The sequence below is a fragment of the Dactylosporangium sp. NPDC051485 genome (genome assembly GCF_040682015.1).
Lineage (GTDB): Bacteria > Actinomycetota > Actinomycetes > Mycobacteriales > Micromonosporaceae > Dactylosporangium.
Genome location: NZ_JBFAZW010000004.1, coordinates 170,997 through 188,876 on the forward strand (window position 1 = coordinate 170,997; position 17,880 = coordinate 188,876).

Here is a 17,880-nt window from a genome sequence, read left to right on the forward strand (position 1 = left end):
ACTTCGCTGGGCGGGCCCGACTCGCCGCATATAGTCGGCTTCCATGGGTGTCACACATCACGGCCGCACGTACCGGCTCGACCTGGCCGACCCTACGCTGCGCGAGTGGACCTGCACGGTGCTGCACTCCTCCCCCGAGGAGGGCATCGTGCTCGACCGCTCGGCGTTCTACCCGGGCGGCGGCGGCCAGCCCCCGGACCACGGCGTCCTGCTCTGGCAGGGCGTGCAGACCCGCATCGTCGGCACCCGCAAGGCCGACGACCTCTACCTGCAGCCGGCCGAGGGCGACCCGCTACCCCCGGCGGGCACCGAGGTGACCGGCGCGGTCGAGGACGATCGCCGCACCAAGCTCATGCGCACCCACTCCGGCCTGCACGTGCTGTGCGGCGTGGTCTTCCGCGACTTCGGCGCGCTGGTCACCGGCGGCTCGATGGAGCCGGCCGAGGCCCGGATGGACTTCAACCTCCCCGAGGTGCCGCCGGACTTCAAGGCCCGCCTGGAGGCGCTGGTCAACGCCGAGGTGGTGGCCGACCGCAAGGTGGTGACCAAGGTGCTCGGCCGCGACGAGGCCCTGGCCCTGCCCGACATCATCCGCACCCAGTCCAACCTGATCCCGGCCGACGAGCAGGAGATCCGCATCGTCGACATCACCGGGCTGGACACCCAGGCCGACGGCGGCACGCACGTCGCCTCGACCGCCCAGATCGGGCGCCTGCAGGTGGTGAAGGTGGAGAGCAAGGGCAAGGCGAACCGCCGCGTCCGGGTCCGCCTCACCGACTGAGCCCGGCCGTCAGTCCGCCGGGGCGACGACCGCGTCGGGCGGCGGCTCGTGGCGGTGCTCGACAAGATGGCGGATGCCCGTGTTCAGCACCGCGACCAGCGGCACGGCGACCAGGGCGCCGATGATGCCGGCCAGCACCACGCCCGTCGCGATGGCCACGATCACCGCCAGGGGGTGGACCGAGACCGCGCGGCCCATGATGAGCGGCTGCAGCACGTGGCCCTCCAGCTGCTGGACCGCGATCACCCCGATGAGCACGACCAGGGCGGTGATCGGGCCGTCGTCGACCAGGGCGACCAGCACCGCCACGGCGCCGGAGACGGTGGCGCCGACGATCGGGACGAAGGCGCCCAGGAAGACCAGGGTGCCCAGCGGGAACCAGAAGTCGACGTCGAGGAAGAACAGCAGCATGCCGATGCCCAGGGCGTCGATGAACGCGACCAGCACGGTGGCCCGCACGTAGGCGACCAGGGTGCGCCACGCGGCCTCGCCGGCCCGGCGGATCGGGCCGCGGGCCGGGGTGGGCAGGATGCCGGTGAGGAAGTACCAGATCCGCTTGCCGTCACGCATGAAGAAGAACGTGACGAACAGGACGAGCAGCATCAGGGCCAGGACCTCGACGGTCGCCGTGGCCGTGCTCAGCGCGCTGTCGGTGAGGCTGCCGCGGTTGTCGCTGAGCCAGGTGGTGGCGGCGGAGAAGAAGGCGTCGAGCTGGCGGCCACTGACGTGCAGCGGGCCGGTGGTGAGCCACTTCTGGATCTGCCGCACGCCGGTGGAGGCCTTGTCGGACAGGGCCGGGAAGCCGTTCACGAACTCGCTGACCACCAGCGTCAGCACGCCGGCCACCAGGCCGAGGCCGGCCACGAGGACGAGGAACGCGGCCAGCGACGAGGGCAGCTTCACGCGCCGGCGCAGGAAGCCCATCGCCGGGGCCAGCAGGGCCGAGAGCAGCAGCGCGATGCTCAGCGGGATGAGCACGGTCCGGAGGCGGCCGACGAGCCACAGCAGCACCGCGAGGGCGGCGATGAGGATGAGCAGGCGCCAGGACCAGGCGGCGGCCACGCGCAGGCCGTGCGGTATCTCGGCGTCGTCGCGGCTGGCCGTCGTGGCGTGGTTGACCTCGGGCTCCGGCGCGGGTGGCGGGGGCGGCGGGGCCGGCTCGACCGTAACGGCGGCGGCCGCCCGCTCGGCCCTGGCCTCCTCCAGGCGCTGAAGGTAGGCGCGGCGCAGGCTTGCCCGCACCGAGTCGAACCGGCCCACGTGCGACCTCCCTTGACGCGCTTGCGCATTGACCAGGCCCCACGGTAGTCCGGGTCGCGCGGCGTTGGCACGCACCCAGGCGGTAGCGTCGCAACCGTGACAGCACAACCCACCGCCGGATACCAGCCGTCCACCGGCGCGACGCCCGGCGGATCAACAGAGACCACGCCGGGCGACGCCCTGCCGATCCGGCTCCTGCACGACCGGGTCCTGGTCCGGCTCGAAGGCGCCGAGGGCGAGCGCCGGCACGTGTCGGGCATCGTGATCCCGGCCACGGCGTCGGTCGGCAAGCGGCTGTCCTGGGCGACCGCGGTCGGCGTCGGGCCCAACGTGCGCTCGATCGTGGCCGGGGACCGGGTGCTGTTCGACCCCGAGGACCGCTCCGAGGTGGAGCTACAGGGCCGCGAGTACGTGCTGCTGCGCGAGCGCGACGTGCACGCGGTCGCGGCCCGGCGGGTCGAGCCGGACTCGACCGGCCTCTACCTCTGAGCCTCTACCGCTGAGCCGGCTACCGCGCTCCTAGCGGTAGCCGTAGGGTCCCGCGAAGACCGGCGGGGGCGGCGGGGCCACCGCGACGGGCACGGGCACGACCGGGGTCGGCGGCGGGTCGAGCACCCGCACCACGCCGTCGGGGAAGGTGATGTGGTACCGCGCCCCGTCCCACACCGCCCGCGGCGCCGTCGGGTCGCGGCCGACGAACACCTGGCGGTAGGCGTCCAGCGCGGTGAGCAGTTGCCGCTCCTCGGCCAGCGCCTCCATCCGGCGTTTGGGCTCGTTGTCCAGGCCGCGGTAGAGCCCGTCGCGCAGCAGCGCGAGCCGGGTGGCGTCGAACTGGAAGGCCCGCATCGCCTTGGCCCCGGCGTCGCCGGCCACCCGCTTGGCCCAGCGCCGGGCCGAGAGCCGGCGCCCGAGCGTGCCCAGCGCGGCCACCTCCGGCGGCGAGAACCATCCGGCCCGCGCGTACTCGCCCAGGATGCGCTCGGTGAGCCGGCCCTCGTTGGCCCGCAGCCACAGCGCGAAGCCCACCATGGCCAGGAAGATCGGCATCATGACCGCGAAGTAGCCGTACAGCAGCACGAAGGTCGCCGTCGAGCCGATGACCGACATGAGGTTCCACGAGCCGTGCAGGCACATCGCGAGCAGCAGGCCGGCGAGCGGGGCGAGGAAGCGCACCGACCGGCTCGAGGTGCGCGAGGCGACGCCCAGGCCGATGCCGGTCATCGACGTGAAGAGGGGGTGCGCGAAGCCGCTGAGCAGGATGCGCACGATGAACAGGCCTACGAGCGCGGCCGCGCCCGAGGCCGCGCCGGCCTTCTGGGCCGTCTCGCCGTACCCCTTGAAGCCGAGGTACAGGATGTTCTCCACCATCGCGAAGCCGGCCGCCGACATTCCACAGTAGACAATGCCGTCGATGATGCCGGAGAACGCCCGCGGGCGGCGCCAGATCAGCAGCACCGGGCCGAGGGCCTTCATGCTCTCCTCGATCAGCGGCGCGACCAGCACCGCCACGAGCGACTCGCTGAGCCCGGCCCTGTCGGCGAAGTAGGCGCCCGCGGTGTTCACCACCAGGGCGACCGCCGTGGCCACGCAGGCGCCCCAGCCGAAGACGAAGATGAGGTACTTCACCGGCTCCGGCTCGTACCGGTCGAGCCACAGGAAGCAGCTGACCAGCAGCGGCACCGGCACGACGGCGGCGGCCACGCCCACCACCAGGCCCGTCCAGCCGCCGTTGAAGCCGAAGAAGGTCAGCACGGCCACGCCGCAGAGGGCGATGAAGCTCATGACCCCGATGAGCGTCCACAGCCGCCGCCGGTCGGACCGCTTGGCCGGCGGGGCGGCGGCCAGGGCGAGCGCGGCGGTCGGGTACTCCTGCTGGCCGGTGCTGGGCTCGGCCGCCTCGATGTTGGGCACCGCCACCCCGGGCAGCACCGGCGGCCAGCCCGAGGGCGCGCCGGGCGGGGCGGAGGCCTGGCCGAGCTGGACCTGCGGCACGATCGGCGTCCCAGGGGTGGGCCGGGCCCACGGGTTGGGCGCCGAGCCGGCGGCCTCCGGACCCCAGGGCGCCGGGCCCGAGACCGGCTCGGCGGGACCGCCACCCGGCTGCGCGGGACCCGGATGCGCAGGGCCGCCGCCCGGGGCAGTCCACGACGGACCGGAAACCGGCTCGGCCGGCCCACCACCCGGCTGCGCAGGACCACCACCCGAGGCAGCCCAAGACGGGCCCGAAACCGGCTCGGCCGACCCACCACCCGGATACGCGGGCCCGCCGCCCGAGGAAGCCCAGGCCGGACCGGAAACCGGCTCGGGAGAACCGCCGGTGGGCGAGGCCCAGGCGCCCGGCTCCGATGCCGGGGCCCCCGACGACGGGGAGTCCGGCGGGCCGGATGTGGGCGAGTTCGGCGTCCCACTCGGCGGGAGTGCGCTCATGGGGCCACTGTATCCGCGGTACCGTCATGACAGGTCATGAGTGCCAGCGCACAAGCCCCGGCTTGCTGGCCGGCAACCCTCGCGTTCGCGGCGGGGTGCCCCGGGTGATGACCCGGCCCGGCACGTGGTGTGCCCGGGCAAGCGCGAGCGAAAGGGCTCTCCGTGTCTATTGTGCTGTCCCCCGGCGAGATCAAGCTGCCCGACGGCCGGGCCGTCGACTTCGCCAACCTCGACATCGCCGCCACCGCGCCCTGCCTGCGGGCCGTCGCCGACACCGTGGCCGAGCTGCTGCCCTACTACGGCTCCGTGCACCGCGGCGCGGGCGCGCTGTCGCAGCGCTGCACCCGCGAGTACGAGCAGGCCCGCGAGACCGTCGCCGATGCCCTGGGCCACGGCGCCCGCGACACCGTGATCTTCACCCGCAACACCACGGACGCGTTCAACCTGCTGGCCCGGGCCCTGCCGGAGGGCACCCGGGTGCTCACGTTCGACACCGAGCACCACGCCAACCTGCTGCCCTGGCGCGACACCGTCCGGCTGGCCGTGCCGCGCTCGCCGGACGAGGCGGTCGAGGCGCTGGAGCACGCGCTGGCCCGCGTCCGGGCCCCGCAGGCGCTCGTCAGCGTGACCGCGGCGAGCAACGTGACCGGCGAGGTGTGGCCGGTGGCCCGGCTGGCCGAGGTGGCCCACCGCTTCGGCGCCCGGATCGCGGTGGACGCGGCCCAGCTGGCCCCGCACGACCCGGCCGCGCTGGCCGGCCTCGGCGCGGACTACGTGGCGTTCTCGGGCCACAAGCTCTACGCCCCGTTCGGCGCGGGCGTGCTGGCCGGCCGGGCGGACTGGCTCGACGCGGCCGAGCCGTACCTGGCCGGCGGCGGGGCCAGCGCTCACGTCGGCGACGACCACGCGGTGCGCTGGGCGAGCGGGCCGGCCCGGCACGAGGCCGGCACTCCGAACCTGCTCGGCGCGGTCGCGCTCGCCACCGCGCTGCGCGCCCTGCGGGCCGACGGGCTCAACGGCCACGAGCACGCCCTGGTCGCGCGGCTGCGGGCCGGGCTGGCCGAGCTGCCGCACGTCGAGGAGCTGCGGCTCTTCCCCGCCGAGGCCGAGCGGGTCGGGATCGTCTCCTTCGCCGTGCTCGACCGCGACGCCGGGGACCTGGCCGTGACCCTGGGCCGGGAGCACGGGATCGGCGTGCGGACGGGGCTGTTCTGCGCGCACCCGCTCACCCGCCGGCTGCTGGCCGAGGCGGCCGAGCGCAAGGGCGCGGAGCACGCCCCGGAGCACGCGGTGCGGGCCAGCCTCGGCATCGGCACCACCGAGGAGCACGTGGACCGGCTCCTGGCCGCCCTGCGGTAGGCGGGAGCCGCCCGCGGTAGGCGGGAGCCGCCCGGCTATCGGGTGTTGCGCAGCAGGTCGCCCAGCTCGGCCACGCGGTCCAGGACCACGGACGGGGTCAGGTCGGCGGCGGTGAGTCCGCCGGCCTCGACCTCGTCCCAGGTCAGCGGGGCGCTCACGGTCGGCGTCTCCCCCGCCCGCAGCGAGTAGGGCGCGACCGTGGTCTTGAACGCGTTGTTCTGGCTCCAGTCGATGAAGACCTTGCCGGGGCGCAGCTGCTTGGCCATCCTGGCCACGACCAGCCGCGGGTGGCGGCCGGCCAGCTCCTCGGCGACCCCCTTGGCGTAGGCGCTGACCTCGTCGGCCGGCTCGTCGCCGGGCAGCGGCACGACCAGCTGCATGCCCTTCTTGCCGGAGGTCTTGGGGCAGCAGCCCAGCCCGTCGGCGGCCAGCCGCTCGCGCATCAGCAGGGCCACCTCGTAGCACTCGGGCAGGCCGGCGGGCGGGCCCGGGTCGAGGTCGACGACGAGCTGGTCGGGGTCGAGGGGGCGGCCCTCGGCGTCGACCCGCCACTGCGGGGTGTGCAGCTCCAGCGCGGCGAGGTTGGCCAGCCAGACCACCGCGGCCAGCTCCTCGACCACGATGAAGTCGATCTTCTCGCGGCCCTTGGCGGAGCCGGGGACGGGCAGCCGTACCGTGCGCACCCACTCCGGCGTGCCGGCCGGCGCGTTCTTCTCGAAGAAGCTGGCGCCGTCGACGCCGTTGGGGTACCGCGTGCGGGTGAGCGGGCGGCCGGCGAGGTACGGCAGCAGCGTCGGGGCGATCCGCGTGTAGTAGTCGAGGACCTCGCCCTTGGTGAAGCCGGCCCGCGGGTACAGCACCTTGTCGAGGTTGGAGATCTCCAGCTGCCGCCCGTCGACCTCGACCCGCAGCCGGTCAGGCATCGCTCACCTCGGTCGGGGTGAGGTCCGGCCGGATGCGCAGGAAGCGCGGGAAGCGCAGCCGGCCGTCGCGCGTGCGCTGCCCGAACTTGACCTCGACCACCAGCTGCGGGTGCACCCAGACGGCGCCGCGGGCGTCCTCCCGCGGTACCGATGCGCCGAAGGGATTTTGGCTCGTTGACAGGGGGCCGAGCGCGGCCAGCAGCGACTTCTCGGACTCGCCGGAGATGCCGCCGCCGACCCGTCCCCGGTAGGTCAGGCCGCCCGGAGCGTCCTCGGCCGGCACGCCGACCAGCAGGGCGCCCAGCGCGCGCTTGCCCGGCCGCCAGCCGCCGACCACGAACTCGGCGCTCTCCTCGAGCTTCACCTTGATCCAGTCGGGGGTGCGAATGCCCGGGTGGTACAGCGAGTCGGCCCGCTTCGCCACCACGCCCTCGAGCCGGTTCTCCCGGCTGGCCGCCACGGTCGCCGCGCCGTCGTCGAAGGAGGGAGGCACGACCGCGCGGGCGCCCAGGGCGAGGTCTTCGAGGCGTTGGCGGCGGATGCGGTACGGCAGCGACACCACCTCCTCACCCTCGGCCCTCAGCACGTCGAAGACCAGATAGGTGACCGGCACGGCGGCGGCCAGCCGGGCCGCCCGGTGCGGCTCCCGCACGTGCATGCGCTCGGCGAGGACCTGGAACGACGGATGCCCGGCCTCATCCATGGCCACCACCTCGCCGTCGAGCACCGAGTCGGCCAGCCCCCGCCCGACCCCGGCGAGCTCCGGATAGGCGGCCGTCACCTCGGCCCCGCTGCGCGCGAAGAGCCGGGTCGCACCGCCGCTGACCACGGCGATCGCCCGGATGCCGTCCCACTTGAACTCGTAGGCCCAGCCCGGCCCGGTGGGCAGCGAGCCGGGCGAGGCGAGCATCGGTGTCGGCGGCCCTGCCATGCCCACACCATAGTTCGCCTGCGGGGTCCTCGCGCACGGCTCGAAACGATGCGATTCTGGTGAGTAAGGTCCACTCGCTGCGGAAAGGGATCTTCATGCGCGCAATCTGGAAGGGCGCGGTCTCCTTCGGCCTGGTCTCCATCGCCGTGCGGCTGTATTCGGCGACCGAGGAGAAGGACATCCGCTTCCACCAGGTGCACCGGGAGGACGGCGGACGGATCAAGTACAAGCGGGTCTGCTCCGTCGACGGCGAGGAGGTCGCCTACGACGACATCGCCAAGGGTTACGACCTCGGCGGCGGTGAGATGGTGATCCTGACCGACAACGACTTCTCCGACCTGCCGCTGACCTCCAGCCGGGCGATCGAGGTGCTGGAGTTCGTGCCGACCGAGCAGGTCGACCCGATCCTGTACAACAAGGCGTACTACCTGGAGCCCGAGCAGACCGCGGCCAAGCCCTACGCCCTGCTGCGCGACGCGCTGACCAACACCGACCGGGTCGCCATCGTGAAGGTCGCCCTGCGCCAGCGCGAACAGCTGGCGACGCTGCGCGTCCGGGACCACGTGCTGGTTCTCAACACCATGCTGTGGCCCGACGAGATCCGCGCGGCCAAGTTCGACATCCTCGACGAGGACGTCACCGCCCGCCCGGCCGAGCTGGCCATGGCCGGCTCGCTGATCGAGTCGATGGCCGCCGACTTCGACCCGTCCACCTACACCGACAACTACCGCGAGGCCCTGCAGGAGGTCATCGACGCGAAGGTGGCCGGCCGCGAGGTGGTCCAGCCCGAGGAGGCCGAGGAGGCCCCGGCCGCGGCGGTCGACCTGATGGCCGCGCTGCGCGCCTCGGTCGAGCGGGCGCGGGCTGCTCGGGGCGAGGAGCCCGCCGAGGAGCCGGCCCCGGCTAGGAAGGCCCCGGCGAAGCGCGCGCGGGCTGCCCGGGACGAGGAGCCCGCCGAGGAGCCGACCCCGATCAAGAAGGCCCCGGCGAAGAAGGCCCCAGCGAAGAAGGCGGCGCCGGCGAAGAAGACTGCGGCGAAGAAGTCCGCGTGAAGTAGACGGTCGCCGAGGCCCGGTCCAGCAGCAGGCCCTCGCCGATCGGCTGCCAGTGCGGGTCCGGCGGGGCGAACGGGCGCAGGTCGGCCGGGATCTCGGGGCTCTGGGGCGGCGCCGAGGGGGCCTGCGCGGCGAGGTCCGCGGCGCGATCCGGGGTGACCAGGACGATGCCGTTCATCTCGTACCGCATGGTGCCGACCTGCGGGCAGCTGCGCGCGACGGCCTCGTGCTCCTGCCAGTGCACGGCCCGGATCGGCTTGAGCCGGGGGTACATCTGCTCGACGCGGGCCGGCTCGGTGAAGACGGCGGTCTTCGTCGGCTTGGTCGGGTCCGCGCAGCCGGCGAGGCCCGGCACCCAGTCCTTGAGTGCCAGGGCCACGCCGCACGCCGCGACCACGCAGACCACCACGGCGGCGGTGATGAAGAGGGCGACCTTCGCCGAGCGCGTCACCCGTTGATCTGTACCACCTCCAGGGCGCCGCCCGCATAGTCGGCCCGGACGCGCTTCTTGTCGAACTTGCCGACGCTCGTCTTGGGCACCCCCTCGATGAACGACCAGCGCTCCGGCAGCTGCCAGCGGGCCACCTTGCCGGCCAGGAACTCGCGCAGCTCGCCGGCGTCGGTGCTCGCGCCCTCCTTGAGCACCACGGTGGCCAGCGGGCGCTCGCCCCACTTGTCGTCGGGGACGCCGACCACGCAGGCCTCGAGCACCGCCGGGTGGGCCATGAGCGCGTTCTCCAGGTCGACGGAGCTGATCCACTCGCCGCCGGACTTGATGACGTCCTTGGCCCGGTCGGTGAGGGTCAGGTAGCCGTTCGGGGTGAGCGTGCCGACGTCGCCGGTGCGCAGCCAGCCGTTGTCGAACTTGTCCGGGTCGGGGCCGTCCTCGCCGATGTACTGCGCGGTGATCCACGGGCCGCGGACGTGCAGCTCGCCGACCGCATTGCCGTCGTTGGGCATGACCTCGCCCAGCGGCCCGACGATGCGCCCCTCGACGCCGGCCGGGATGCGGCCCTGGGTGTAGCGGTAGGCCCAGGCCTCGGGGCCCTCGACGCCGTACGGGGACCGGGCGACCGAGCCGAGCGGGGACATCTCGGTCATGCCCCAGGCGTGGATGACCTGGATGCCGTAGCGGTCGGCGAAGGCGTGCATGAGCGCGGGCGGGCAGGCCGAGCCGCCGATGACGACCTCGCGCAGGGAGGACGTGTCGGTGGGGTGGGCGTCGAGGTACGCCAGCAGGTCGGTGAAGATCGTGGGCACCGCGCCGGCGAAGGTCGGCTTCTCCACCTCGATCATCCGGGCCAGCGGCTCGGCCTGCAGGAACCGGTCCGGCATCACCAGCGAGGCGCCGCTCATGAGCGCGGCGTAGGGCAGGCCCCAGGCCATCGCGTGGAACATCGGCACGATGCACAGGTCGCGGACCTGCGGGCCGAGGCCGAAGCTCTCCGCCATGCACACCTCCATCGAGTGGAGGTAGATCGAGCGGTGGGAGTAGGCGACGCCCTTGGGGTTTCCGGTGGTACCGCTGGTGTAGCACAGCGCGGCGGCGTCGTCCTCGTCGAGGACCGGCCACTCGTACGTCTCCGGCCGGCCCTGCAGCAGCTCGTCCCACCGGTGCACCTCGACGCCGTCCTTCTGCAGCTTCGCGGTGTCCCCGGCGCCGCAGACCACGATGTGCCGGACGGTGCTCAGGTGCGGCAGCACGCCGGCCAGCAGCGGGATGAGCGTCGAGTCGACGATGACGACCCGGTCCTCCGCGTGGTTGGCGATGTAGATCAGCTGCTCGGGGAACAGGCGCAGGTTGAGGGTGTGCAGCACGGCGCCCATGCTCGGCACGGCGAGGTACGCCACGAGGTGCTCGGCGTTGTTCCACATCAGCGTGCCGACCCGCTCGTCGCCGGTCACGCCGAGCTCGCGCAGCGCGTGGGCGAGGCGGGCGGCCTGGCGGCCGACCTCGGCGTAGGTGGTGTGGCGGGCGCCCGCACCGGTCCAGGTGGCGACCTCGGAGTCGCCGTGGACGGTGCTGCCGTGCTGCAGAATGCGGGAGATCAGGAGGGGTGTCTTCATCATCGTGCTGCGCATGGAGTGCACGCTAATGTGCCCTGTGCCACATTGGAACCCCGCGCCTACTCGCGGGTAACTTTCCTTGCGCCCATATATCCAGCCACGGGCGGTTTTGGGACCGCGACCATCGGCGGAGGGTAAGGCCACGGGAGTTACGGTCCGCACCCCGGCGGACGCCGCGGTAGCTCTGAAAAAACGAAAGGCCCGGCACCTTTGTGCGGTGCCGGGCCCCTCCTGTGGTTTTCAGAAGGTGGCGACCTTCGCCTCCATCTCGGCGGCGGCCTCCTCCGGGTCGGCCTGCGCGGGCGCGGCGCCCTGCAGGGCCTTGTCCGGCATCGCGAGCGTGACCAGCGTGCCGACCAGCGCGACGACCGCGGCCGACAGGAACACCGGGTGCAGCGCGTTGACGAAGATGTGCTCGACCATCTGCAGCTGGGCCGGCGGCAGCGCCCGGACCTGGGCCGGCGCGTTGATCGACACGGCGTCGCCGGCGCCGCGCATCTGGCTGGCCAGCTGGTTGTTCATGACCGCGCCCAGGGCGGCCACGCCGACCGAGCCGCCGAGCGAGCGGAAGAAGGTCGCGGCCGAGGTGCCGGCGCCCATGTCGCGCAGTTCGAGGGAGTTCTGCGCGGCCAGGATCAGCGGCTGCATGGCCAGGCCGAGGCCCACGCCGATGACGGTCATGTAGATGAACGCCTGCCACAGCGGCGTCTGCACCTTCAGGCTGGTGAACAGCAGCAGGCCGGCGCCCATGATCACGGTGCCCGCGACCGGGAACCACTTGTAGCGGCCCAGCTTGGAGATGGCCCGGCCGGCCACGATCGAGGTGATGATGACGCCGCCCATCATCGGCAGCATCAGCAGGCCGGAGCGGGTCGGGGTGGCGCCCTTGACGATCTGCAGGTACAGCGGCACGTAGATGATCGAGCCGAACATCGCGAAGCCGAGAATGAACGTGGCCGCGTTGGACAGCGAGAAGGTGGCCCGCTTGAACAGCCGCAGCGGCAGGATCGGCTCCTGGGCGCGGCCCTCGACGATCACGAAGGCCACGGTCAGCACCGCGAAGGCGGCGAAGAGGCCGAGGATGGCGGCGGAGTCCCAGGCGTACTCGTTGCCGCCCCACGACAGCGCCAGCAGCAGCGCGCTGCAGCCGGCCACCATCAGCGTGGCACCCAGGTAGTCGATGCGGTGCTCGCGGCGGGTGTGCGGCACGAGGCGCAGCACGCGGGCGCAGACGAACATCGCGAAGATGGCCAGCGGCACGTTGATGTAGAAGATCCAGCGCCAGTCGTTCTCGGCGAAGTAGCCGCCGACCAGCGGGCCGGCGACCGAGGAGATGCCGAAGACCGCGCCGAAGAGGCCCTGGTACCGCGCCCGCTCCCGCGGCGCGACGACGTCGGACACGATGGTGAACGCGAGCGTCATGAGGCCGCCGGCGCCGATGCCCTGCAGCGCGCGGGTGGCGATCAGCTCGGTCATGTTCTGCGAGAGGCCGGCCAGCAGCGAGCCGGCGAGGAACGTCGCGATCGCGAACAGCAGCACCGGGCGGCGGCCGAGCAGGTCGCTGATCTTGCCGTACAGCGGCGTCGACGCGGTCGAGGCGAGCAGGTACGCGGTCACGACCCACGAGTAGTGGTCCATGCCGCCGAGGTCACCGACGATCGTCGGCAGCGCGGTGCCCACGATCGTCTGATCGAGCGCGGCCAGCAGCATGCCGGTCATCAGGCCGCCCATGAGCAGAAGAATCTGCTTGTGGGCGAGGGCAGGCCGAGCCTGTGTCATCGAGCGTCCCTTTCGAAGGTTGTGCCAGTCTGCGGGAGTCGTTCGGAGATCGACTCGTTGAGCCGGGTGAAGAGCGCGGCGAACTCCTGCCGCTGCCTCGGCTCCCATTCGGCGAGCAGTTCGCGCCAGATGGCCAGCCACCGGTCCCGGTTCTCGGCGAAGACCTCGCGCCCGACGTCGGTGACCTCGACCAGGCTGGCCCGCTTGTCGGACGGGTCCTGGAAGCGGCGCACCAGCCCGGCACTCTCCAGCGCGGCCACCTGCCGGCTGACCGTGGAGAGATCGAGGCTGACGTCGGTGGCGAGCGCCGACAGCCGGAACGGTCCGTCGACCGCGACCCGGCTCAGCAGTACGTAGGCGGGGCGCTCGAGGCCACGACCGGCCTCGTTCCACTTCAGCGTCGCGAAGAGACGCTCGGACAGCCGGATGAAGCGACCGACCTGCCGCCCGATGGCGGCGTGCTCGTCGTCCAGTTCGTTGCTGCCCACGCGCGTGGCTCCCCCGTCGGTCGATACTTGCTTGCCACAAGCATCGGTACCGAGGGCGGCAACCATCAACCTATTAATGGGGTGATGAGCGTTACGGCGACCCTGGCCGCCGTAACGCTCGACTACTCCTCGGCCGGGCCGAACTCGTAGCGATCGGCCGGATACGCCCTGTCGCCGACGACGAGCACAGGCACGCCTTCCTGCATGCTGTGCTCCTTGCGCTCGGCCGGCGTGGGCATGCGGGCGGTCACCACCTCGCCCGCGCGCAGCCAGATGCGCTCCCGCTCGTGGATGGCGCGCACGCGGCTGCGGTAGCCACGCTTGCTCTCGACGAGACCCTCACTGCGCAGGTGCGCCATGGCGTCTCGGATGGTGTCGCGACCGACGTCATGCTCCTCGGCCAGGTACTTCTCCGAGGGCAGCAGACTCCCCGGCGGTAGTTCACCGCTGATGATCTGTTGCCGAATCGCGTCCGCGACCTGCCGATACAGCGACAAGCCGGAACTCCGGGAGATCATGGCGCCGACCCTACGAAGAACTCTTGGACCCGGATATTCTAGCCTTAGGGCCTGTAGGCTAGAATCTGTTTCAGGCACCGGGCCCGGGCTGGGCGGTCCGGGTCCGGTGCTCACCCATGACCGGGGTGCGGCGCTCGTTCCACTGCTGCGAGCCGCGCGAACGCCGCACCCCACCCCTCCCGGAGAGGACCCGCCCCCATGGCCGTCGAGGAAGAGCCCCTGAGCCCCATCGCTGGCATCGACCTTCGGTACCTGAACGCGAAGATCACCGAGGACGAGGGGGACCTGATCCTGCTCATCGACGACGGCGAGGTGCAGGTGGAGTTCACGTCGGGCATGGGCGGGAGCTGGCAGCAGGCCATCGTGGGGGCGCAGCGGATGGCCTCGACGGCGCTGGAGTACGCCGCCTCGCTCCGCCGCCGGCCAGCGCGCGAGTGAGCGCCCCCGCGCTCCGCCCCAACCGCCGCCAGGGTGACCACACCCCGTGCGGCTTTTTTGTGCGCGCAAAGAACACCGCCCGGGCGGCCCCGCGAGGGGCCGCACGGGCGGCGAAGGGGTCTACTAGGCCGCGCGGCGGCGGGAGAGCACGACGAACATCCGGCCGGCGACCACCAGCAGCAGGCCGGCGCCGACGATGACGGCGGCCCGGGAGCCCGTCACCGGCAGCGTGCCGCCGTTGTCCCCGTTGTCGCTCACGCCGCCGTAGCCGCCGCCCGCGCCGCCGGGGCCGTAGCCGCCGCGCGGGGTCGCGGCCGCGGCCTCCAGGGAGCACAGGCCCAGGTCCAGGATCGTGGCGTTGTCGCGCTGGTCGCCGCCGTAGCCGCCGGACTTCCAGGTGGTGCGCACGATCAGCCTCAGGCGGATCGAGGTGGCCTTCGCGTACACGCCGGTGGCGCTGGTCTGCTTCTCCACCGTGCCCAGTTCGACACGCAGGATGACGACCCGGGCCGGGCGGGCATCGGCGTTCGAGCCCTCGGTGGCGTGCACTGTGGACTCGCCGGCGCCGAGCTTCGGCAGCCCGGGCAGCAGCGAGTCGAGCAGCGACTCCGGGACCGCCTTCACCCCGGCGAGGGTGCCGGACAGGGCGCTCGTCACGCCGCCGAGCAGGTCCAGCAGCGAGGTGCCACCGGCGATCGGCAGGGCCTCGGCGCGGGCCAGGTCCTCGGCCACGGCACGGGCGGCGCCGTCGACGGGGACGACGATGTCGGCGTGCGAGCCGGCCGAGTCCAGGCGCACCGCGTCGCGGCCCGGGATGCGCACCTCGAGCACGGGCGCCTTGTAGTCGACGTTCTTCTTGGTCGGGCCGGCGGTCGCGGTGAGGGTCGGGGCGCTGAGCACCCGCACGCCCATCGACGAGGGCGAGCCGGGCAGCAGCGTGAAGTCGGCGACGCCGCCGTTGGCGGTGGCGGTGGCCGACGCCTTGCCGTCGAGCTGGCCGACCCTGGTGCTGGTGCCGCTCTCGATGGCGCCGAAGCGCAGCAGGGCGCGGCCGCCGCGGCCGGGCAGCAGGGCCAGCCCGCCCAGCTTGGCGCCGGCGTCGGCCCGGGGGCCCTCGGCGGCGCTGCACTTGGTCGCGTCCTGCCAGGTGGCGTGGGCCTTCAGGCCGCCGGTGCCGGTGCTCAGCGCGCCGAGGTTCACGCCCTGCACCGGCACGGTGGCCGGCTGCTCGTGCGGCGGCGGGGCCTGCTGGTAGGCGCTCGGCCCGATCAGGCCCGGCGGCAGCACGCCGCTGCTCTGCAGGTACCGCGCGTCGGCCGCCGCCCGGGCCGGCCCACCGGCGAACCCAGAGTGCGCGGTCGCGGCGCGCAGCTCAGGCAGGGGCAGCAGGCGCAGGCCGAGCGGGCGCAGGTCGAGGCCGCCGAGGGCGACGGTGCTGCTGGCCGCCGTCGCGCCGAACCCCTCCGGGCAGCCCGCGCTCTCCACCGTCCCGGCGGCGCTCGCGGGCGCCGCCAACGCGACCGGGCTCACGGCCCCGAGGACTCCTGCGGCGGCGAGGGCGACGAGGTACCGGGCTGTTTTTGGGCGCGCGAAAGCAACTTCCGTCATGGCGTGAGGTCCTCCGAGACCGGGAGTACGGGCTGGGCCGCCGCCCGTCCTGGTGCAACGGCGTGCCACTGCTGCCCCCAACGAGGCCTCCGCGGACGGGGTTACGCCCCGGTTCGCGGACTCATCCGCACTAGTAACGACGAAAGCGCCGGAAAGGCTACGCAGTCGCTCAAAAGTGTCGAGTCGGACTTTTACCCACTTTTCCCGTCAACTGCGACGACCCATAGGCGCCCGGCGTGACCCGGGTTACTGTGATCCGCATGGGCATGCTGTGCGCGGTGAGCTTCAACCGCTACGGACGGCTGTTCTACTTCGACCCCGGCGACCTTCGCCCCCAGGTGGGCGACCGCGTGCTGGTGCCGACCGACGACGGGCCCGAGGTGGCCGAGTGCGTCTGGGCCGCCCAGTGGGTCACCGAGGAGACCGAGGGCTTCCCGCGCCTCGTGGCCATGGCCGGCGACGACGACCTGCGCCGCGACGAACTGCTGCGCAAGCGCAAGGCCGAGGCCAAGGTGGCGGCCAAGAGGCTCATCCGCGACCACGAGCTGCCGATGAAGGTCGTGGCGGTAGACCACGTCCAGGACAGCGAGGGCGGGTCCGGCGCGCGCACGACGATCTACTTCACCGCACCCCATCGGGTGGACTTCCGCTCGCTGGTGCGGGACCTGGGCGCCACGCTGCACTGCCGGGTGGAGCTGCGCCAGCTCTCGGCCCGCGACTCCGCCCGGGTGCAGGGCGGCATCGGCTCGTGCGGGCGCGACCTGTGCTGCGCCACGTTCCTCAACGACTTCGAGCCGGTCACCATCCGGATGGCCAAGGACCAGGACCTGCCGCTCAACCCGCTGCGCATCTCCGGGGCGTGCGGGCGGCTGATGTGCTGCCTGAAGTACGAACATCCCTTGTACCAGCAGTTCCAGGCGACGGCCCCCGCCGTCGGGGCTCGGGTGAGCACCCCGGACGGCGAGGGCCGCGTGGTGGGTCACAGCGTGCCCCGCGACTCGGTCATCGTCCGCATGGACGCCGACGGCTCGCGCTGCTCGTGCAGCCGCGCCTCGGTCTGCGGATCGCGCCAGGCCTACGAGGAGCGGCACGGCTGAGCACGGTCAGCCGCACGGCGCCCCGTTGAGGGTGAATCCGACCGGGTTGGGGTTGCTGCCCTTCCAGGTGCCCTGCAGGCCGAAGGTGACCGCCGCGCCGGGGGCCAGCACCGCGTGGTTGCCGTCAGAGCCGACCGTCACGTGCACCCCGTCCTGCGAGGCGACCGCGTTCCAGTAGCTCAGCACCTTCTGCCCGGCCGCGTAGTCGAAGCGCAGCGACCAGCCCGTGACCTGGCTCGACCCGGTGTTGGTCAGCGTCACGGTGGCGACGAAGCCGGCGTCCCACTCGCTGCGCTTGACGTACGCGACCTTGCAGGTGCGCGCCTCCGCCGCGGTGGTGCCACCGGTCGGGCCGGGCGCGGCCGGGGCGCTGCCCGACGCGGACGGGCGGGCGGAGGCCGAGCGCGACCCGGCCGGGCTCGATGGGGCCGAGGTCGGGCGCCCGGGCGAGGCGGGGGCGGCTCCTGCGGTCGTCGGGCGGCGCGTGGCCCGCGGATCGAGCGTCAGCTGCGGCTCCGACTCGGCCAGCGGCGTCGTGCGCCCGTCCGGCCGGTTCAGAAATGCCACGATTGCCACCGGTACCACCACAGCCAGCCCGGCGGCGATGAGCCGGATCCGCCCCGAGGGCCGGGCCGGCCCACCGGCCACGGCGGCGGGCACGGTCGCGGTGATCCGGGTCCCGCCCCCGGGCCGCGACCAGACGTCCAGCTGCCCGCCGCAGCCGCGGGCCCGCTCGCGCATGCCGGCGATCCCGTGATACCCGTCGCGCTGCAGGTCGGCCAGGCTGTCGGGGACCGCGAACCCGGCGCCGTCGTCGCGCACCTCCAGGGCCAGCGCGTCCCCGTCGCGCCCGAGCGTGACCGCCACCGTCTCGGCCCGGGCGTGCGCGGCGACGTTGCGCAGCGCCTCGCCCAGGATCCAGCACAGCTCCAGGGCGGCCGGCGAGGCGGGATCGCCCTCGGCATCCTTCAGGCCCGCGCTGTGGAGGATGACACCGACGCCGGTCTGCGCCGACCACTCCTCGGTGATCGCGGCGACCAGATCGGGCAGCGACGCGCCGGCGGGGCCGGCCCGCAGGGCGTCGCGGGCCGCCCTCTGGCCGCCGTCGCGCAGGGCCGCGGCCGGGCGGCCGGCCCGGTCCGGCTCGTC

Annotated in this window: 17 protein-coding genes and 1 riboswitch; of the genes, 6 read left to right on the forward strand and 11 right to left on the reverse strand. The window is 73.1% G+C overall.

All coding sequences use genetic code 11. The annotated features are described in order from the left end of the window. Nucleotides 1-43 precede the first annotated feature (43 nt). A complete protein-coding gene (locus AB0M46_RS03705; RefSeq protein ID WP_363332689.1) occupies nt 44-781 on the forward strand; it encodes an alanyl-tRNA editing protein in 738 nt (245 codons plus the stop codon). A 9-nt stretch (nt 782-790) separates the two neighbouring features. Here the strand turns inward: AB0M46_RS03705 and AB0M46_RS03710 are convergent, their stop codons facing one another. Then, on the reverse strand, nt 791-2,041 hold the full coding sequence (locus tag AB0M46_RS03710) for an AI-2E family transporter (protein WP_363332690.1): 1,251 nt from the start codon (nt 2,039-2,041) through the stop codon (nt 791-793). Between the two features lie 180 nt (nt 2,042-2,221). Between AB0M46_RS03710 and AB0M46_RS03715 the strand changes: the two genes are divergently transcribed. Further along, nucleotides 2,222-2,530 (forward strand): co-chaperone GroES, encoded by a 309-nt coding sequence (locus AB0M46_RS03715; RefSeq protein WP_363332713.1) that lies wholly within the window; start codon nt 2,222-2,224, stop codon nt 2,528-2,530. A gap of 30 nt (nt 2,531-2,560) precedes the next feature. Here the strand turns inward: AB0M46_RS03715 and AB0M46_RS03720 are convergent, their stop codons facing one another. Beyond that, on the reverse strand, nt 2,561-4,033 hold the full coding sequence (locus AB0M46_RS03720; protein WP_363332691.1) for a PrsW family intramembrane metalloprotease: 1,473 nt from the start codon (nt 4,031-4,033) through the stop codon (nt 2,561-2,563). A 467-nt stretch (nt 4,034-4,500) separates the two neighbouring features. Next, nucleotides 4,501-4,618: riboswitch (SAM riboswitch) on the forward strand. A gap of 18 nt (nt 4,619-4,636) precedes the next feature. Between AB0M46_RS03720 and AB0M46_RS03725 the strand changes: the two genes are divergently transcribed. Further along, the gene (locus AB0M46_RS03725) at nt 4,637-5,827 is read left to right on the forward strand and encodes an aminotransferase class V-fold PLP-dependent enzyme (protein ID WP_363332714.1); all 1,191 of its coding nucleotides are present in this window, start codon (nt 4,637-4,639) and stop codon (nt 5,825-5,827) included. A gap of 35 nt (nt 5,828-5,862) precedes the next feature. Here the strand turns inward: AB0M46_RS03725 and ligD (AB0M46_RS03730) are convergent, their stop codons facing one another. Both ligD (AB0M46_RS03730) and ligD (AB0M46_RS03735) read right to left on the reverse strand, forming a co-directional pair. Then, complete coding sequence (ligD, locus tag AB0M46_RS03730) at nt 5,863-6,750, reverse strand: non-homologous end-joining DNA ligase (RefSeq protein ID WP_363332692.1); 888 nt, start codon at nt 6,748-6,750, stop codon at nt 5,863-5,865. Further along, nucleotides 6,743-7,681, reverse strand: coding sequence for a non-homologous end-joining DNA ligase (gene ligD, locus AB0M46_RS03735; protein ID WP_363332694.1), 939 nt, complete (start codon nt 7,679-7,681; stop codon nt 6,743-6,745). Before ligD (AB0M46_RS03735) ends, ligD (AB0M46_RS03730) begins: the two co-directional genes overlap by 8 nt. Nucleotides 7,682-7,776: 95 nt before the next feature. Here ligD (AB0M46_RS03735) and AB0M46_RS03740 point away from each other — a divergent pair, with 95 nt between their 5' ends. Next, complete coding sequence (locus tag AB0M46_RS03740) at nt 7,777-8,733, forward strand: Ku protein (RefSeq protein ID WP_363332695.1); 957 nt, start codon at nt 7,777-7,779, stop codon at nt 8,731-8,733. Here the strand turns inward: AB0M46_RS03740 and AB0M46_RS03745 are convergent. From AB0M46_RS03745 to AB0M46_RS03765, 5 genes are all read right to left on the reverse strand, one after another. After that, nucleotides 8,654-9,187: a hypothetical protein gene (locus AB0M46_RS03745; protein ID WP_363332696.1), complete on the reverse strand. Its 534-nt coding sequence runs from the start codon at nt 9,185-9,187 to the stop codon at nt 8,654-8,656. The genes AB0M46_RS03740 and AB0M46_RS03745 overlap by 80 nt on opposite strands. Next, nucleotides 9,184-10,803: a long-chain fatty acid--CoA ligase gene (locus AB0M46_RS03750; RefSeq protein ID WP_363332715.1), complete on the reverse strand. Its 1,620-nt coding sequence runs from the start codon at nt 10,801-10,803 to the stop codon at nt 9,184-9,186. The genes AB0M46_RS03745 and AB0M46_RS03750 overlap by 4 nt, the downstream gene beginning before the upstream one ends. A gap of 240 nt (nt 10,804-11,043) precedes the next feature. Beyond that, nucleotides 11,044-12,582: an MDR family MFS transporter gene (locus AB0M46_RS03755; protein ID WP_363332697.1), complete on the reverse strand. Its 1,539-nt coding sequence runs from the start codon at nt 12,580-12,582 to the stop codon at nt 11,044-11,046. Beyond that, nucleotides 12,579-13,070: a MarR family transcriptional regulator gene (locus AB0M46_RS03760; RefSeq protein ID WP_363332698.1), complete on the reverse strand. Its 492-nt coding sequence runs from the start codon at nt 13,068-13,070 to the stop codon at nt 12,579-12,581. The genes AB0M46_RS03755 and AB0M46_RS03760 overlap by 4 nt, the downstream gene beginning before the upstream one ends. A gap of 122 nt (nt 13,071-13,192) precedes the next feature. After that, entirely contained in the window at nt 13,193-13,567 is a 375-nt protein-coding gene (locus AB0M46_RS03765) for a winged helix-turn-helix domain-containing protein (protein ID WP_363332699.1), read from the reverse strand. Nucleotides 13,568-13,786: 219 nt separating this feature from the next. Here AB0M46_RS03765 and AB0M46_RS03770 point away from each other — a divergent pair, with 219 nt between their 5' ends. Further along, nucleotides 13,787-14,026, forward strand: coding sequence for a hypothetical protein (locus AB0M46_RS03770; protein WP_363332700.1), 240 nt, complete (start codon nt 13,787-13,789; stop codon nt 14,024-14,026). A gap of 123 nt (nt 14,027-14,149) precedes the next feature. On the opposite strand, the gene AB0M46_RS03775 is transcribed toward AB0M46_RS03770, so the two are convergent. Then, nucleotides 14,150-15,634 (reverse strand): hypothetical protein, encoded by a 1,485-nt coding sequence (locus tag AB0M46_RS03775; RefSeq protein WP_363332701.1) that lies wholly within the window; start codon nt 15,632-15,634, stop codon nt 14,150-14,152. Nucleotides 15,635-15,894: 260 nt separating this feature from the next. On the opposite strand from AB0M46_RS03775, the gene ricT reads away from it, so the two are divergent. After that, on the forward strand, nt 15,895-16,731 hold the full coding sequence (gene ricT / locus AB0M46_RS03780) for a regulatory iron-sulfur-containing complex subunit RicT (RefSeq protein WP_363332716.1): 837 nt from the start codon (nt 15,895-15,897) through the stop codon (nt 16,729-16,731). Nucleotides 16,732-16,737: 6 nt separating this feature from the next. Here ricT and AB0M46_RS03785 read toward each other — a convergent pair. After that, the coding region (locus tag AB0M46_RS03785; RefSeq protein ID WP_363332702.1) for a cellulose binding domain-containing protein at nt 16,738-17,880 on the reverse strand (1,143 nt) is incomplete at its 5' end.

What these genes read in the sequence shown, in the direction of transcription:
- ligD (WP_363332692.1), bottom strand. Translation starts at nt 6,750, where the DNA reads ATGCCTGACCGGCTGCGGGTCGAGGTCGACGGGCGGCAGCTGGAGATC.
- AB0M46_RS03770 (WP_363332700.1), top strand. Translation starts at nt 13,787, where the DNA reads ATGGCCGTCGAGGAAGAGCCCCTGAGCCCCATCGCTGGCATCGACCTT.
- ricT (WP_363332716.1), top strand. Translation starts at nt 15,895, where the DNA reads ATGGGCATGCTGTGCGCGGTGAGCTTCAACCGCTACGGACGGCTGTTC.
- AB0M46_RS03750 (WP_363332715.1), bottom strand. Translation starts at nt 10,803, where the DNA reads ATGAAGACACCCCTCCTGATCTCCCGCATTCTGCAGCACGGCAGCACC.
- AB0M46_RS03775 (WP_363332701.1), bottom strand. Translation starts at nt 15,634, where the DNA reads ATGACGGAAGTTGCTTTCGCGCGCCCAAAAACAGCCCGGTACCTCGTC.
- ligD (WP_363332694.1), bottom strand. Translation starts at nt 7,681, where the DNA reads ATGGCAGGGCCGCCGACACCGATGCTCGCCTCGCCCGGCTCGCTGCCC.
- AB0M46_RS03740 (WP_363332695.1), top strand. Translation starts at nt 7,777, where the DNA reads ATGCGCGCAATCTGGAAGGGCGCGGTCTCCTTCGGCCTGGTCTCCATC.
- AB0M46_RS03705 (WP_363332689.1), top strand. Translation starts at nt 44, where the DNA reads ATGGGTGTCACACATCACGGCCGCACGTACCGGCTCGACCTGGCCGAC.
- AB0M46_RS03755 (WP_363332697.1), bottom strand. Translation starts at nt 12,582, where the DNA reads ATGACACAGGCTCGGCCTGCCCTCGCCCACAAGCAGATTCTTCTGCTC.